The sequence below is a fragment of the Amycolatopsis antarctica genome (assembly GCF_002262875.1).
GTDB classification, from domain to species: Bacteria; Actinomycetota; Actinomycetes; order Mycobacteriales; family Pseudonocardiaceae; genus Amycolatopsis; species Amycolatopsis antarctica.
In genome coordinates, this window is sequence record NZ_NKYE01000001.1 from 588,918 (window position 1) to 604,763 (window position 15,846).

General features: G+C 70.1%; 13 protein-coding genes. 9 read left to right on the forward strand and 4 right to left on the reverse strand.

Translation table 11 applies throughout. The features are described 5' to 3' along the window. The first annotated feature begins 31 nt into the window (after positions 1-31). From CFN78_RS02885 to CFN78_RS02905, 6 genes are all read left to right on the forward strand, one after another. Positions 32-1,606, forward strand: coding sequence for a S1C family serine protease (locus tag CFN78_RS02885; RefSeq protein WP_094860905.1), 1,575 nt, complete (start codon positions 32-34; stop codon positions 1,604-1,606). Between the two features lie 122 nt (positions 1,607-1,728). Beyond that, a complete protein-coding gene (gene tatB, locus CFN78_RS02890; protein ID WP_094861112.1) occupies positions 1,729-2,160 on the forward strand; it encodes a Sec-independent protein translocase protein TatB in 432 nt (143 codons plus the stop codon). A 627-nt stretch (positions 2,161-2,787) separates the two neighbouring features. Next, the gene (locus tag CFN78_RS02895; protein WP_094860906.1) at positions 2,788-3,606 is read left to right on the forward strand and encodes a hypothetical protein; all 819 of its coding nucleotides are present in this window, start codon (positions 2,788-2,790) and stop codon (positions 3,604-3,606) included. Then, the gene (locus tag CFN78_RS02900; RefSeq protein ID WP_094860907.1) at positions 3,603-4,754 is read left to right on the forward strand and encodes a hypothetical protein; all 1,152 of its coding nucleotides are present in this window, start codon (positions 3,603-3,605) and stop codon (positions 4,752-4,754) included. Before CFN78_RS02895 ends, CFN78_RS02900 begins: the two co-directional genes overlap by 4 nt. Before the next feature lie 61 nt (positions 4,755-4,815). Next, entirely contained in the window at positions 4,816-4,947 is a 132-nt protein-coding gene (locus tag CFN78_RS30040) for a hypothetical protein (protein WP_276307315.1), read from the forward strand. Between the two features lie 89 nt (positions 4,948-5,036). Next, positions 5,037-8,195 (forward strand): lantibiotic dehydratase, encoded by a 3,159-nt coding sequence (locus CFN78_RS02905; protein WP_094860908.1) that lies wholly within the window; start codon positions 5,037-5,039, stop codon positions 8,193-8,195. Between the two features lie 38 nt (positions 8,196-8,233). Here the strand turns inward: CFN78_RS02905 and CFN78_RS02910 are convergent, their stop codons facing one another. From CFN78_RS02910 to CFN78_RS02925, 4 genes are all read right to left on the reverse strand, one after another. Continuing rightward, positions 8,234-9,379, reverse strand: a complete 1,146-nt coding sequence (locus CFN78_RS02910) for an Mrp/NBP35 family ATP-binding protein (RefSeq protein WP_094860909.1) — start codon at positions 9,377-9,379, stop codon at positions 8,234-8,236. Between the two features lie 205 nt (positions 9,380-9,584). After that, complete coding sequence (locus tag CFN78_RS02915) at positions 9,585-10,169, reverse strand: DUF1003 domain-containing protein (RefSeq protein ID WP_094860910.1); 585 nt, start codon at positions 10,167-10,169, stop codon at positions 9,585-9,587. Next, positions 10,162-11,469, reverse strand: a complete 1,308-nt coding sequence (locus tag CFN78_RS02920; RefSeq protein ID WP_094860911.1) for a magnesium transporter MgtE N-terminal domain-containing protein — start codon at positions 11,467-11,469, stop codon at positions 10,162-10,164. The genes CFN78_RS02915 and CFN78_RS02920 overlap by 8 nt, the downstream gene beginning before the upstream one ends. A 10-nt stretch (positions 11,470-11,479) precedes the next feature. Further along, entirely contained in the window at positions 11,480-12,439 is a 960-nt protein-coding gene (locus CFN78_RS02925; protein ID WP_094860912.1) for an aminoglycoside phosphotransferase family protein, read from the reverse strand. Between the two features lie 188 nt (positions 12,440-12,627). On the opposite strand from CFN78_RS02925, the gene CFN78_RS02930 reads away from it, so the two are divergent. From CFN78_RS02930 to CFN78_RS02940, 3 genes are all read left to right on the forward strand, one after another. Continuing rightward, on the forward strand, positions 12,628-13,830 hold the full coding sequence (locus CFN78_RS02930) for an acyl-CoA dehydrogenase family protein (RefSeq protein WP_094860913.1): 1,203 nt from the start codon (positions 12,628-12,630) through the stop codon (positions 13,828-13,830). Between the two features lie 538 nt (positions 13,831-14,368). Continuing rightward, a complete protein-coding gene (locus CFN78_RS02935; RefSeq protein ID WP_094860914.1) occupies positions 14,369-14,917 on the forward strand; it encodes an OmpA family protein in 549 nt (182 codons plus the stop codon). A 165-nt stretch (positions 14,918-15,082) separates the two neighbouring features. Beyond that, positions 15,083-15,613: a general stress protein gene (locus CFN78_RS02940; protein WP_094860915.1), complete on the forward strand. Its 531-nt coding sequence runs from the start codon at positions 15,083-15,085 to the stop codon at positions 15,611-15,613. The last annotated feature ends 233 nt before the right edge of the window (positions 15,614-15,846 follow it).

Consider the following 15,846-nt stretch of genomic DNA (forward strand, 5'->3'; position numbering starts at 1 on the left):
GTGCCGCGGCTCGTGCGGCAGGACCGTGCCGATGACCAGGCCGCCCGAACCCGACCCGGAACGTCCCGACCCGGAACGTCTCGCGCCCCGCCCGGTGCGCCGCCCCCCGGTGGATCCTGGACAGGCCGCCACCTTCGGCAGGCCGCAGGGCGTCCACGGTGCGTTCGACGTGCTGCACGCCCCCGACTCGACCGGTGGCAGGCGCGGCAACGCGAACGGCGCGGCGAACGGCCGGGGGAACGGAACCGGTGCGCTGCCGCTCGCCCCACCGCCCCCCGAATCACTCACCGAGGCGTTCAGCCGCCCGCCCGGCGCGGAGGACGTGGTGCTCCAACGCCCGCACGACGATGACGGCAGGGCCCGCGGCCGGGACGGTGCCGACGCCCCGCTGTGGTCCGAGCGGGCCGACCCCTGGCGCGACCCGGCGGCGGGAGCGGTACTGGCCGGACCGGCCGTCGCCACCGAGGAGACCCCCGAGGACGAGAAGGAACGGCCGGCCGGGGCGTTGCTGAGCCTGCCGGAGCTGCTGTTCGGCAGGCGGGTCAAACCACTCGCGCTGGGTCTGCTCGCGGTGATCGCGCTCGTCGTCGGCGCGGGCGGCGGCGTCGCCGGCTGGTGGCTCGCCGACCGCGGTGAGGAGCTGACCGGGGAGCTGAACATCGCCGAGGCCACGGCCGGCAAGGAACGTCCCGCGGGCTCGATCTCGGACATCGCCAACCGGGTGTCGCCCTCGGTCGTCTCCATCGAGGTCAAGTCCGGCCAGTCCGGTGGGGTCGGCTCCGGCGTCGTCATCGACCCGGCGGGGTACGTGCTCACCAACAACCACGTGGTCGCGACGGCGGTGAAGGACAAGCAGGCGAAGATCACCACCGTCTTCACCGACGGCACCCGCGCCGAGGCGCAGATCGTCGGGGTCGACCCCAAGACCGACCTCGCCGTCATCAAGGTGCCGATCGCCAACCCGGTCGTCATCGAGGTGGGCAAGTCCGCGGAGCTCTCCCCCGGAGACACGGTGGTCGCCGTCGGTTCGCCGTTCGGCCTGGAGAACACCGTCACCGAGGGCATCGTCAGCGCACTGAACCGCCCGGTCACCGCACCCGGCGAGAACGGCGAGCCACCGGTCACCTTCGACGCCATCCAGACCGACGCCGCGATCAACCCCGGCAACTCCGGTGGCGCGCTGGTCGACTCGCGGGGCGCGCTGGTCGGGATCAACGCGCTGATCCGCACCGTCAGCGCGGGGGAGGGCGAGGGCGGCAGTATCGGTCTCGGCTTCTCCATCCCCATCGACCAGGCGGTACGGATCAGCGAGTCGCTCATCCGTGACGGCCAGGTCAAGCACGCGGACCTCGGCGTCAACGCGAACTCCGTGGCCGCCAACACCTCCGAGGGCGCGCAGGTGCAGAACGTCAACCCCGGCGGTCCCGCGGCCGGCGCGGGCGTGGCGGAGGGCGACGTGATCACCAAGCTCGGCGACCGCACCGTCCGTAACGCCGCCGAGCTGACCGTCGCCGTGCGTGAGCACGAGATCGGTGAGGTCGTGCCGGTACAGCTCGTCCGCCAGGGACGACAGCTCACCGTGGACGTCACCCTCGGTTCGGACTGACGCCGGGACCCGCCCGGGCGGTAGGCTGGGGCGGCAGGTACCCGGCCGACGGCCGGGCTCGTTCGTCGTCGGCCGCCGGACCGAGGTCGATGCGGAACGAGAAGGAAGGCGGAGGTTCCCAGGTGTTCGAGAGCGTTGGATGGGGAGAGATCCTCGTCCTGATCGTCGCGGGCCTGTTCATCCTCGGCCCCGAGCGGCTGCCCGAGGCGGCCGCCTGGATGGGCAAGAGCATGCGCAAGGTGCGGGAGTTCGCCACCGGCGCGCGCCAGCAGCTCAAGGACGAGGTGGGCTCCGACTTCGAGGAGTTCCGCAAGCCGCTGGAGGACCTGCGCGGGCTGCGCAACTTCGACCCGAAGCGCGCGGTCACCCAGCACATCTTCGACGGCGACGAGGATCCCACCGGCCTCAAGTCGTTCCAGGGCAACGGCGGTAACGGCGGTAACGGGGGCGCCAAGCAGAACGGCTACCCGAACGCCTCGGCACCGCAGACGAAGCCCGAGGCCGAATCGCTCAAGCCCGGGGAGAAGGCCCCCGTGGACCCGGACGCCACCTAGGATCACGTCCGGGACGACGGGGGCGGTGTACAGCACCATGAGCTGGCCGAACCGGTTCGCGTCTGTCTCTTCCGCGGGGCCGTTCGGGCCGAGTGTCGAAACAGACGGCGTACTTCACGCCATGTGATCGACACTCTCGCTTTGTGTAATTGTGCGATGGGTTCACCCAGCAAGGGGGTGCTCGTCGTCGACGAGATTTTTTTCGTATTTTTGACGGCGAATACATTCGGTGGCGTCTGAATGGTGGTCGCGCACGATGCTGTTCCGTGGTTCGCCGCCCATGTTCGGCCGTAATCGGCGGGAAGAGCGGCAGTGGGACGCCGTGATATGGAATTATCCACGGATTAGTTCTGGTTATCCTACTTCCGTAGGAGTTATGGCCTAAACGGCCTAGTACGTTGGCCGCGGATTTTGATCGTTTTTGTCGGCCGAGAAGGCGACCCGATCAACGGATGATGCGAGTTCGCGAATCCTTGCTGTCAACGAAGTGGTCATGTAGCGTCCGTCGGCAACGGATGGTCTGGGGCGGCCTCGCTGATTTGCGGATGAGGTGTCTATTACTTGCAAAAAGACTCTTCGGCGAACTATTTGGCTTTTACGGGAATTGACGGAATAGGCAAGACGACTGTGGCCGCCGCGGTGGCCGCGGAACTGCGGGCCACCGGCCACACCGTGGTCACGCCGTCCTGGAACGAATACCTACGTCCCGGATCCGACCTGCGGGCGAGCCTGTTGCGGCCCTTGCTGACCTCAACGGTGGGAGCTCTCTACGCAGGAGCGCGGGACAGCGAGGGCATTGCCGTGCTGGACACATTGGCCTCGCGCGGCAAGAACCTGGTCTCGGACGCGGGTGAACCTCTCGTCACCGAACGAGATCTGGGCCGCCTCGACATCGCGTCGAATCGCCCGGAAAGCCTGCTGGCGGCGGGCCTGTCCATGCTCGCGGCACAGTTGCTGATGCACGAACTGGTTGTCCGTCCCGCGTTGGCCGAGGGGTGCACCGTCATCCAGGACAGCCATGGAATCAAAGCCGTAGTGAAGTCGATCGTGCTCGCCGATCGATCGCTACCCCGGAACTCCGACGCCGAGCCGGTCCGGGAGTTCCGATCGTTCCTGTGGAGCTGCCTCCGAACCTGGGCCGCGCCGTCGATGGGGGTGTTGCTCACCGGTGACCCGCGGACCGCTCTCCAGCGCAAGACGGCCGCACGGGATCTCACCTTCACCGAGCATTTCGGACTGACCGGGGCAGGTGGCGAGTCGAGCTTCGTGTCGTTCCAGGAACGTCTCCAGGACGAGTTGCGAGTTCTGGCCGGCGGAGCTGGGTGGACCGAGGTGACGGTTCGCGGAGGGACGAAGGACGAGTCGGTGTCGGCCACTGTCGACGTCGTGCTCGCCATGATGGCCACACCGGTGCCGAGTGGGGCCGGCCGGAGCGAACCGGCATGACCACGATGCGCACGGGCAGCCGGTGGCGCTTTCCCGACCAGGGGTTCGGCCCCGCGCACCTGGCGGAGGTACGGCGTTTCCTCGCCGAGCGGACCGAACCGGACAAGATCGGTGCCGCGGTGCTGTCCGGCAGCCGGGGAGCCGGGCTCGGTCACGCCACCTCCGACCTCGACCTCTACCTTCTCTTCCACGACCAGCGGGACGCCGATGCGTTCGCCGGTGGTTCCCGGCCGTGGGGGAAGTTCAAGATCGACGCGACGCCGCTGACGACCTTCGGTGTCGAGGCGGTGGCCGCCGAGGTCGCCGACCTGGACACCAGCCCGATCGATCGCCAGCGGTTCGGTATCGACGAACTCAACCGCTGGGCGCTCCCGGTCAGGCTGGTGATCGGCTCGGTGCTGCACAGCGACGAGCGCGGCGCGCGAGCGCTCGCTTCACTGGACCGGAACGCACTGCGTCGCGTGCTCATGGTGGTCTGGGCGGCCCGCCTGCAGTCCTATCTGGACGATGTCTCGGGCACCCTCGACAGTGGTGACCTCGCCACCGCGCTCGGCGCTTCCGGGGACGCGATGCGCTGCGCGGGCGAGATAGCGCTCTGTGGTGTCGACGATCTGTACGTCAGTACCAAGTTCCTCTTCCGCCGCCTGGCGCGACACGACTGTTTCGCCGAACTGCTCGACGAGCACGGCTCCCAGTTGTTCGGCTTGGCCTCCGCCGAACTGAACGAGGACGAGGTACGCCGACTGGTGGAACTGCGGCTGCGGGCCGCGACGCACATCAGCATGCACGCCGTGTTGCGGGGCTGGTACCAAGCGGTCGACACGCTGCCGGTGTTGCCCGCCCCGGACAATCGTGGGCCGGCGCGCAGGCCGGAAGCCATGCTCGGACGCTGGCACGACACCATCGCGCTGTCCGGGACGACACGCGGGAAAGTGATATCGGAATCGGAAGCGGAACTGTGGGCCCTGCTGGACGGCAGACCGTTCTCCGAGCTCGTCCGGTCGCTGGAACGGGATCGGGGATTGACGCACGACGAGGCCGACACGTTCGCGCGAACGCGAATCGCGGGCTGGCGGGCCGACGAACTCGTGCGCCCTGCCGGCTCCGGCAACCGAGCAGGAAAGGAGGTGGGCGGTCCGGCCGACTGAAACGGGATCGAGTGAAGAACGCGCTTTCAGGAAATCCGATAGGTAGAGGAAGTGGCAGGCCATGGACAACGTCGATGTGAACGCGATGAACGAGTTCGATCTCGACCTGCGGACCCGGCCGGTGACCGCGGCCAGGTCCGCGATGGACTCGCGCGACAGCTCCGGCAACCCCGATGACCCCATCTGCGGCTGAGGTCGTTTGCGGCAACGCCTTGCCGTTCCCCTCCGGCACGGATCTCCGTGCCGGAGGGGAACGTCCCGAGCCGGGAAGTGGTGGGGGTGATGGGTGAACTGCGCGGTGCCGGATTCGTCGTGTTGCGCGCCCCCGTTCTCCCGCTCCGCCCGGCACCGGATCGTCCACCGGAGCCGTCGCTGACGGTGCTCCCCGGCCGGCCGGACGAAACCGGCCGAACCGTGTCGTACCTGGAGGTGCTCGCCAAGGACCGGACCCTGTGGGACGCCGTGACGCTGTCCAGCCCGGCCCTTTCCCGGCAGTGGGAGCGGATCCTCTCCGGCGACTCGCTCGGTCTCCCCAGGCTGCGCCGCCTGGCACTGGCCCTGACGCGCTACCGGCTGCGGCTGTCGGCGAGGGCGACCCCGGCCGGGACGCTCGCGGGCGCGGCCTTCGTACCGATCGACGACGCCCCCGGCCGACGGGCGACTGCACGTCTCGGCGGCGAGCACCATCGGTATCCCCGGCCGGACATGCGCTGGCTCTCCCGGATCGTTGCGGAACACGCCCGGCAGATCGAGTTGCTGCGGGTTCTGCGGGTCGTGCTGAACGATCGATGCCGGTACGGCGGCGGACGCCTGGTGCTGAGCCACAGCGGCTTCTCCACCCCGCAGGTGTCGGTTCGGCTGACCGCCCCGGTCCGGGAGCTGGTGCGTTTCGCGCGGCGGCCGGTGCGGGGAGCCGACCTCGAGAAGCACTTGCGCTCGACCTTCCCGGCGGCGCCCGCCGAGGCCGTCGAGGGGATGCTCGCCCACCTGGTCGAGCATCGCTTCCTGCTGACCGACCTGTCGCCCCCACCGGATGCCGAACGTCCACTGGAGCACGTGCTGGCCCGGCTCGGGACGGGGCCGGACCGGGTGCGGACCGAGCTGAGCGGCGTCGACGCGTCGCTGCGACGTGCCGAAGGAGCCTCGGCGGACCAGGCGGACGTGATCGACCTGGCCTCGCGGATGCGCGGACTGTACCCATGCGACCGGCCGGTGCACCTGGACCTGCGCCTGGACGCCGAGATACGGCTTCCTCGGGAGGTGACCGACGAGGCCGCCCGCGCCGCCGAGGTCCTGTGGCGCCTGGCACCGGGCCACCGGCACCCGGCCCGGCTGCACGACTACCACCAGGACTTCCTCGAACGGTACGGCGTCGACCGGCTGGTACCGCTCGGTGAACTGCTCGATCCGACGATCGGCCTCGGACCGCCCGCCGGTTATCCGCTCAGCACCAGGCCGGACGAACCGGAGCCGGTGGGCGATGTGGACCGTGAACACGTTCTGGGCGAGCTGGTCCAGGAGGCGGCACTGCGCGGTGACCGGGAGATCCGGCTCGGCGAGCGGGATGTGGCCCGGCTCGCGGGTAACGACCTGCCACTCCCGCCCAGTCTGGAACTGGGCGCGCACCTGCTGGCCGATTCCGCGGCCGCGGTGGATCGCGGCGAGTTCGACCTGGTGCTCAGTGGGCTTGACTCGCCGGTGGCCGGGGCGGCCTCCGCCCGACTGGCCCACATGTTCGGCCCGGACGAGCAGGCCGTGCTCGCCGAGACGGCCCGCACACACGCGGCGACCACGGGCACCGCGTTGCCCCTGCAACTGGCCGTCGCACCGTTCCATCCGGAGACCGCGAACCTGACCAGGGTGCCGCACTGGCTACCGCGACGGCTCGCCGTCGATGTTCTCGGGGAAGGCCCGGACGTGGTCACGATGGGCGATGTCGTGGTCGGTGCGGACCGTCGTCGGCTCTACCTGATGTCCGTCTCACTCGACCGGGAGATCGTTCCCTTCGGTTTCCACATGCTCAACCCGAAATGGGCGCCCGCCGAGGTCCGGTTCCTGCACGACGTCGGTGCGCACGGCTGCCACCGAGGGTGGTCCCGGTGGAGGTGGGGTGCGCTGGACCGGCTGCCGTACCTGCCAGGGGTGCGGTACCGGCGCACGGTGTTGTGCCCGGCCCGCTGGCGAATGCCCGGGTGGCTGCCCGATGCCGAACCGGACTTCTCCCGCTGGCGCGAGCTTTTCGATCAGTGGCGCACCCGCTGGGCCGTGCCGCGGCACGTACTGCTGGCCGGACGGCAGCCCCTGCCGCTCGACCTCGATCGCGTGCTCCACCTCAGGCTGTTGCACACGGACTGCCCGAAGCAGGCGCCCGCGACGCTGCTCGAGTCCTTCGCCCATCCGGACGCCGGGATCGGCTGGTTGCCCGGCCCGGCGGGCGACCACCACAGCGAACTCGTGATGCCGCTGCTGCGAAACGGAGCCCTCGCGGAGGACGGGGCGGCCGGAACCGGGGTTCGCGACAGGGCTTCGGTGACCGGCCGGATCCGTCCCGAACCGAGCCTGCATCTTCCCGGTGGCGACTGGATCTCCGCGAAGCTGTATGCCGCCGAACCCGAGCACGACGAGCTGCTGGGCGTCCATCTCGCGAACTTCGCGGAAACCCTGACCGGCACCGTCGACCGCTGGTTCTTCCTCCGCTACCGAGACCCCGAGCCACACCTGCGGCTGAGGTTGCGCCCGTCCTCGCCCGCCGCGGCGGTCACGACGCTGCGAGCCCTGCACGAGATGGCCGTGCGGCTGCGCGCCGATGGCCTGCTCGGCAGGCTCCTGCTGGACACCTACGAGCCGGAACTGGAACGGTACGGCGGGCCCGAGGCGATCGGTGCCGCCGAAGTGGCGTTCGCCGCCGACAGCGAGGCGGTGATCGCGCAACTCGCCCTTCGCCGGGAGGGGCGCCTGGACGTGGACCTTCGACTGCTGACGGCGGCGAACTGTCTCGACCTCTGCGCTGCCTTCTTCGCGTCCGGGGCGGGCGAGCCCGGCTGGGCGTCTTCGCTGCTGGATGTCCTGCCCCGCGGGCGGTGGCATCAGGACCTGCCGGAATCCCGCTCGACGGTGCTCGCGCTTCTCGATCCGCGCGACGGCGGCTCGGCGTGGCGTTTGGCCGTGCCCGCGGGCGCGGAGCTGCTCGACGTCTGGAAACGCCGCTCCACGGCCGTCGCGGGCTACGGCGCCCGTCTGCGGGACCTCGGCGGCCGGCCCGGTGTCCCACCTCGCACCGCCCTGTTGTCCCTGCTGCACATGCACCACAACCGGCTGGCCGGCATCGATCCGGCTCGCGAGCGGAGCACGCTGGCGATCCTGCGAGGAGCGCTGCTCCAGTACACCAACGCGAAGCGGTACGGGCACGAAGAGCACCGCGGCACCACTCGGCGCGGGTAGCGCCGTCCTCACCGGACGCCGGTGAGGACGGCGGTTCGTCAGCGTCCGGCGGGGGTCATGTTCAGCATCTTGCCCGCCAGTCCGCGGGCGCGGACCGACAGCGTCGAGGCCGCCTCGCGCAGCACCTTCGACGCGGGCGCGTCCGGATCGGACAGCACGATCGGTGTCCCCTCGTCGCCCTGCTCGCGCAGCTTCGGATCCAGCGGGACCTGACCGATCAGCGGCACGGGCGCGCCGACGGACTTGGTCAGCGAGTCGGCGACCTGCTGCCCGCCGCCGGAGCCGAAGACCTCCATTCGCGCACCGTCCGGGGTCTCGAGGTACGACATGTTCTCGATGACGCCGGCGACCCGCTGCCGGGTCTGCAGGGCGATCGCGCCCGCCCGCTCGGCCACCTCGGCGGCGGCCTGTTGTGGTGTGGTGACGACCAGGATCTCCGCGTTCGGGATGAGCTGCGCCACCGAGATCGCGATGTCACCGGTGCCCGGCGGCAGGTCCAGCAGCAGGATGTCGAGATCGCCCCAGAACACGTCGGCGAGGAACTGCTGCAGGGCACGGTGCAGCATCGGCCCGCGCCACATCACCGGGGCGTTGCCCGGGGTGAACATGCCGATCGAGATGACCTTCACGCCGTGCGCCTGCGGCGGCATGATCATGGTCTCGACCTTGGTCGGCTTCTCCCTGGCACCCAGCATGCGCGGGATCGAGTGGCCGTAGATGTCGGCGTCGACGACGCCGACGGACAGGCCGCGCTCGGCCATCGCGGCGGCCAGGTTCACCGTCACGCTGGACTTGCCGACACCGCCCTTGCCGGACGCGACGCAGTACACCCTGGTCATGGAGCCCGGCTGGGCGAAGGGGATCACCGGTTCGCTCGCGTCGCCGCGCAGCGACTTGCGCAGTTCGGTGCGCTGCTCGTCGCTCATCACGTCGAGTTCGACCTTGACCCCGCGGACACCGGCCACCTTCTCGACCGCCTCGGTGGTCTCCTTGGTGATGGTCGCCTTGAGCGGGCAACCGGCCACCGTGAGGTAGATCTCGACGGTCACCACGCCGTCCTCGGCGACGGTGACGTCCTTGACCATCCCGAGATCGGTGATCGGCTTCTTGATCTCCGGGTCGTGTACGTCGGCGAGCGCGGTACGGACGTCGTCGACGCTGGGAAGCTGCTGCGTGCTCGTCACTGCTCCGGCTTTCTGTGGGGGCCGTCGGTAGCGCTGTCGGTAAGCGCTGTTCGGTGTGCGCTGTCGGGGAAGCCTGCCGGGCTCGGCTGCCGGCGGGCGATCCTCACCGTCCATGTTACGTATCGGTAGCAGTGCGCCCCTCGCCGTGGGTCCGAGCGGCTCGAACCCGGCGCCGGGCACTCGGGGCGCGTGCGTTCCGCCGCCGTCAGCCGGGATGCCCGCCGTGGGAGGGCGTCCGGTGCACGCGGGTGTCGTCCGGTTCCTCCACCGCCTCCTGCTCGGGCCGACGTGGTTCACCGCGTTTGCCCTTTCCCTTGCGCGGCTTGGTGTTCAGGTCCTCACGCAGCTTGTCGAGCTCACTGCGCAGGTAGTCCCGCGTCGCCACCTCGCCGATGGCCAGCCGCAGGGCCGCCAGCTCCCTGGCCAGGTACTCGGTGTCGGCCTTCGTCTGGGTGGCCCGCGCGCGATCCTCGTCCAGCGACACCCGGTCGCGGTCGTCCTGCCGGTTCTGGGCAAGCAGGATCAGCGGTGCCGCGTACGCCGCCTGGGTGGAGAACGCCAGGTTGAGCAGGATGAACGGGTACGGGTCCCAGCGCAGCGTCACCGCCGTGAGGTTCAGCACGATCCAGATGATGACGATGAGCGTCTGCCAGAACAGGTAGGTACCGGTGCCCAGGAACCGGGCGACCCGCTCGGTGAGCTTGCCGAAGGTGTCCGGTTCGATGTTGAGCGTCAGTCTGCGCTGGGTGCGCGGCTGGTCCAGCCTGCGCCGTGAGCTGGGTTCAGGCACGGTCCACCTCCACGGGGCCCTCGGCGGTGTCGCCGGGCAGGTCGTGCAGTCCGGTCTCCCGCCAGTCCTCGGGCAGCAGGTGGTCGAGGACGTCGTCGACGGTCACGGCGCCGAGCAGGTGGTCCTCGGCGTCCACGACCGGCCCGCAGGCCAGGTTGTACGCGGCGAAGTAACGGGTGACCTCGGCGAGTTGCGCGGTCGGGCGCAACGCCGCCAGGTCGGAGTCCACGGCGCTGGCCACCAGTTCGGCGGGCGGTTCGCGCAGCAGCCGCTGGAAGTGCACGCAGCCGACGTAGCGGCCGGTGGGCGTCTCGGTGGGCGGGCGGCAGACGAACACCATGGTGGCCAGTGCCGCGGGCAGTTCGGCGTTGCGGATCCGGGCCAGCGCCTCCGCGACGGTCGCGTCCGGCGGCAGCACCACCGGCTCCGGCGTCATCAGCCCGCCTGCGGTGTCCGAGGAGTACGCCAGCAGCCGCCGCACCGGCTCCGACTCCTCCGGTTCCATCAGCTCCAGCAGCCGGCTCTGCTCCGCGGGGTTCAGCTCACCGAGCAGGTCGGCGGCGTCGTCCGGGTTCATCGCCTCCAGGATGTCGGCGGCGCGCTCGTCCGGCAGGTACGCGAGCAGGTCCTTCTGGTCGTCCTCGGGCAGTTCCTCGATCACGTCGGCGAGACGTTCGTCGTCCATCGCGTCGGCCACCTCGTGCCTGCGCTTCAACGGCAGGTCACGCAGGGTTGCGGCGACGTCCACGGCGCGCATCGTGTCGAACAGGATCAGCAGTTGCCCTGCCCCCTGCGGCTGGGCGCTGAGGTCGGCAAGGCCCAGTCCGGAGACGTCCGACCAGGGCACCACCCGCAGGGTGGAGCGGCGCCTGCCGATGCCGAGCCTGCCGGTGCGCTCGCGGATCGCCAGCTTCGCCAGCACCCAGTCGCGGGTGCGGGTCGGCTCCATCGCCGCGTCCGAGACGGCGATCCGGGTGTCGGTGCCGGACAGGGTGGCGTGGGCGTCGGCGAGCTGGCCGAGCACCAGCACCTCGTTGGGGCGCTGGTGGAACTGCCGCATGTTCACCGACCCGGTGGCGAGCGTGACGGCGTTGGGATCGATCGAGGTCACCCGCAGCATCGGCACGAACACCCGCCTGCGCGTCGCCAGCTCGACGACCAGCCCGAGCACCCGGGGCGGCAGGTGGTCCAGCCGGAGCCCGGCCACCAGGTCACGGGCCTTGCCGATGGACTCCCCATCCGGCCCGAACACCGGCAGGCCTGCCAGTTGAGCGGCGAAAACCCTGTTGACGGCGGCCATGGGGGCAAGGTTATCCCCGAGCGGTGTCCCGTCGCCGGTTGGCGGCCGCGGGCAGGATCCGCCGGTGTGCCCATTCGGCGATCCGCGGACAGCCGGCCAGGGCGGGGTCGGCGGCCGATCCGGTGTCCACCGCGCCCGCCTGCTCGTCCTCGACGGCCCACAGCAGGTTGACGACGGCCCGCACCAGCGTCCATTCCAGGGCCAGCGCCGGGTCGAGTCCCGCGCCCGCGGTCACCGCGGCGAAGCGTTCGTCCAGTGTGGACTCCGGCATCCGGTTCCAGAGCAACGGGATCACCGCGAACTCCAGGTCCCCGGCGAGCGGTTTCGGGTCGATCACCAGCCACGGTTCCCGCTCGCCCGCCAGCACGTTGGAGAAGTGCAGGTCCTCGTTCACCAGCAGGGACGCCGATTCCGGCCCGCGCCGCAAGCAGATCTCCACCGCGGCGTCGACCAGTGCGCGGTCCAACGGCCTGCCGAGCCGCTCCCACTCGCCCACCAGCGTCGCCGCCCAGCGCGTGGCCTCGCCGGCCAGCGTCCGCCGCAACGGCGGCGCCGGGATCGCGTGCCTGCGCAACAGCCCGGCGATGACGTCCACCGCCGGGCCGATCGGTTCGTGCTCCAGCATCCGGCCGGAGTCCAGCCGCTCCAGCAGCAGCACCCCGTCCTCGGGCGCGCAGCGCAGCAGCGCCACCGCCCCGTCGCCGTCCCACGCCGCGAGCGCGACCGGCTCGTCGTGGGTCTCCTCGTCGGGCCAGGAGAGCTTGAGCACGGCGGGCGTGCCGTCCTGGCCGGTGACGGGGAAGACGAGGCCTGCGAAGCCGTGCATCGGCTCGCCGTCGAGTTCGAGCTCCCACCGCGTCAGGTAGTGGCGAGCGAGTCCGGGCACCGAGTCCAGCCAGGCCCGTCCGGCGGCGCCCTCGCGCAGCGCGAACGGGCGGGCGAAGGACGCGGGGACGGACGGTTCGGTCATGACGGCAGCATCCCAGTGGGCCGGATCAGGCGCCGAACGCTGTCCGTGCCCGCTCCGCGGGCAGAACCGGGAGTGAACGGTGTCACAGGCACGAGGGCGGAATCCGGGTCATACTCCCGGATAGTCCTGCGCCGGTGCAGTGGACCGGCGCACGTCAGGCAACTCCAGCGCCACGAAACGGAGCACGCATGGCTCGCCTCGCCCAGACCGCCGGACTCACCGACGTCCAGTCGGAGATCCTCGCCACGGTGCGTTCGTTCGTGGACAAAGAGGTCATCCCGAAGGCCCAGGAGCTGGAGCACTCGGACACCTATCCCACCGACATCGTCGAGGGGATGAAGGAGATGGGGCTGTTCGGCATCACCATCCCCGAGGAGTACGGCGGGCTCGGCGAATCGCTGCTGACGTACGCGCTCGTGGTCGAGGAGATCGCCCGCGGCTGGATGAGCGTCTCCGGCGTGATCAACACCCACTTCATCGTCGCGCACATGATCGCCCGGCACGGGACCGAGGAGCAGAAGAAGCACTTCCTGCCGAAGATGGCGACCGGAGAGGTACGCGGTTCCTTCTCCATGTCCGAACCGGACCTGGGCTCCGATGTGGCGGCGATCAAGACCAAGGCCGTGCGGACCGGGGACGGCGACGGCTACGTTGTCGACGGCGCCAAGATGTGGCTGACCAACGGCGGCAGTTCGAACCTGATCGCACTGCTCGTCAAGACCGACGAGGGCGAGGAGAAGGCCCACCGGAACCTGACCGCGTTCCTGGTGGAGAAGCCGGAGGGTTTCGGCGAGGTGACCCCGGGGCTCACCATTCCCGGCAAGATCGACAAGATGGGCTACAAGGGCGTCGACACCACCGAGGCCGTGTTCGACGGATTCCCGATCGGTGCGGACAAGGTGCTCGGTGGCGAGGCGGGCAAGGGCTTCTCGCACATGATGGACGGCATCGAGGTCGGCCGGGTCAACGTCGCCGCCCGCGCCTGCGGCATCGCGATCCGCGCGTTCGAGCTGGCCGTCGAGTACGCCCAGCAGCGCACCAGCTTCGGCAAGGCGATCGCCGAGCACCAGGCGATCGCGTTCAAGCTCGCCGAGATGGCGACCAAGGTCGAGGCCGCGCACCTGATGATGGTCAACGCCGCCCGGTTGAAGGACCAGGGCGCGCGCAACGACGTCGAGGCGGGCATGGCGAAGCTGATCGCCAGCGAGTACTGCGCCGAGGTCACCCAGGACGCCTTCCGCATCCACGGTGGCTACGGCTACTCCAAGGAGTACGAGATCGAGCGGCTGATGCGCGAGGCGCCGTTCCTGTTGATCGGTGAGGGTACGAGCGAGATCCAGAAGACGATCATCAGCCGTGGTCTGCTCCGGGAGTACCGCTCGCGCGGCTGACGCGGGAGCCGCCGTTGCCGGCCGATCGGTGGGGCCTCGCTCCGGGCGTACCGCTCGCGCGCGTGACGCGGGCCGTGGCCGGTGCGGCAGCCGAGCCGGGTGGCGGCGGAGCCGGGCGGTTCCGGCACGCCTCCGGAATATCTCGATCCCACCCGATCCGGGTCACCCGGGCGCGGTGGACGCTGCCGTGGGTATCGCCCGCTCACACCACCGTGCGGCCTCGCCGAGATCGGCCGCGCGGGTTTCTCCGCCAGTGGTGACCTGTGGTGATCTTTTCCGCATTCTTCGCGGCCAGGGCGAATGCGTCGAGTTTCCGTGTACGCGAATGCGGGTTAGTTTCCGACCGCTGCGCGACGAAGTCGGGCAGCGCCACGAGGTGCGACAACGGGCGTGACAGCACCTCGAATGTGAAGGCCGCCGTCGGTGTCCACATCGGACTCCGCCGTCGAGGCCATTCCGCGGAAGAAGAGGGTCCGAGTTCCGTCCGGCGGGATTCGGAGTGCCCTTCACGAGCACTATTTCGGTACAGGAGAATTCAATGCTTCGACGTACGACCCTGCACGGCTTCGCCACCGCCGCCATCGCCGCGATGGCCCTCGCGCTCACCGCCTGCGGTTCCGAGGGGGACAGCGGCGGCACCGGTGACTCCGGGGGCGACCCGTCCGGCGCACCCGCCTCGTCCTCGGCGCCCAGCAGTTCGGCCTCCGCGGGCGCGGGCGAGTCCGCGGCGAACGCCGATGCGGGCAGCGTCTCCGGCCTGCAGGCCAAGCTCGACGAGGTGCTCTCGGCCGCGCCGATCACCTTCGCGGCGGAGAGCCCCGAGCTCACCGAGGAGAGCCGTTCCACGTTGAAGAGCGTGGCCGAGGCGGCGGCCGAAGTGCCCGACGCCAAGCTCGAGGTCCGTGCGACCGCCGGCTACCAGGACGCCGAGCAGGCGAAGGCACTCTCCCAGCAGCGTGCCGACGCGGTGTCCAAGGAACTGACCTCGGGCGGAGTGGCCGAGGACCGCGTCGAGGCGGTCGCCGCGGGCAACGAGGGCGTCATGGACGACACCGCCGCCGTCACGGTGGACATCACCGCCAAGTAGGACGGCCAAAGTAGGACGGCCGAGCAGGACGGCACCGAGCGGACCGCGGCCGCGCACCGGCCGCGGTCCGTCCGGGCTGGAACGGCCGTCCGGCGTGCGCACGGCCTCGCATGATTACATCGATGTTGGCAGGATGGGATTGTCCGCACCAGCAAGGCATGGGTGATGATCGTGACGAGTGCTTTTTCCTCCGGAGGACGTCCGGCGCCGGGGCAGCCGCGCCTGCCGACGCCGCCCTCCGGCTGGCCGATCGGCTCGTACGACACCTACGAGGGCGCCCAGCGCGCGGTCGACCATCTGGCCGACAACGAGTTCGCCGTCGCCGACGTGACCATCGTCGGCGTGGACCTGATGCTCGTCGAGCGGGTCATCGGCAGGTTGTCCTGGGGGCGGGTGCTCGGCACCGGCGCGGTCTCCGGCGCCTGGTTCGGCCTGTTCGTCGGCCTGCTGCTGGGGATGTTCGGCGGGCAGGGAATGAACTACGCCCCGATCCTCGTCGGCCTGATCGCCGGTATCGCCTTCGGTGTCATCTTCGCCGCCATCAGTTACGCCTCCACCAAGGGCCGCCGCGACTTCTCCTCCGCCAGTCAGCTCGTCGCCGGCCGGTACGACGTGCTCTGCCAACCCCGCAACGCCGAGCGCGGACGCGACCTGCTGGCAAGGCTGGCCATGGGATCGACACGCTCCGACATCTGATCGCCCGCGGGACTGCGCCATTTGCGCGACCCGCTTGCGGCGCTGGGCTGAATCGTTACCGCTCGTGCTTGCGCGGAGTGATCGCCGGGAATAGGTTGCTCGGCACCTGATCCATCGGCGTGCGACATGTCACGCCGAACACCGCTTTGCACGTCGGGGTGCTGACACGGTTCTTCCGCCGTGTCCCGTGTCCGTCCGGGCACGTGCGCCTTCGCGTGCGCGCTTGGAAGGAG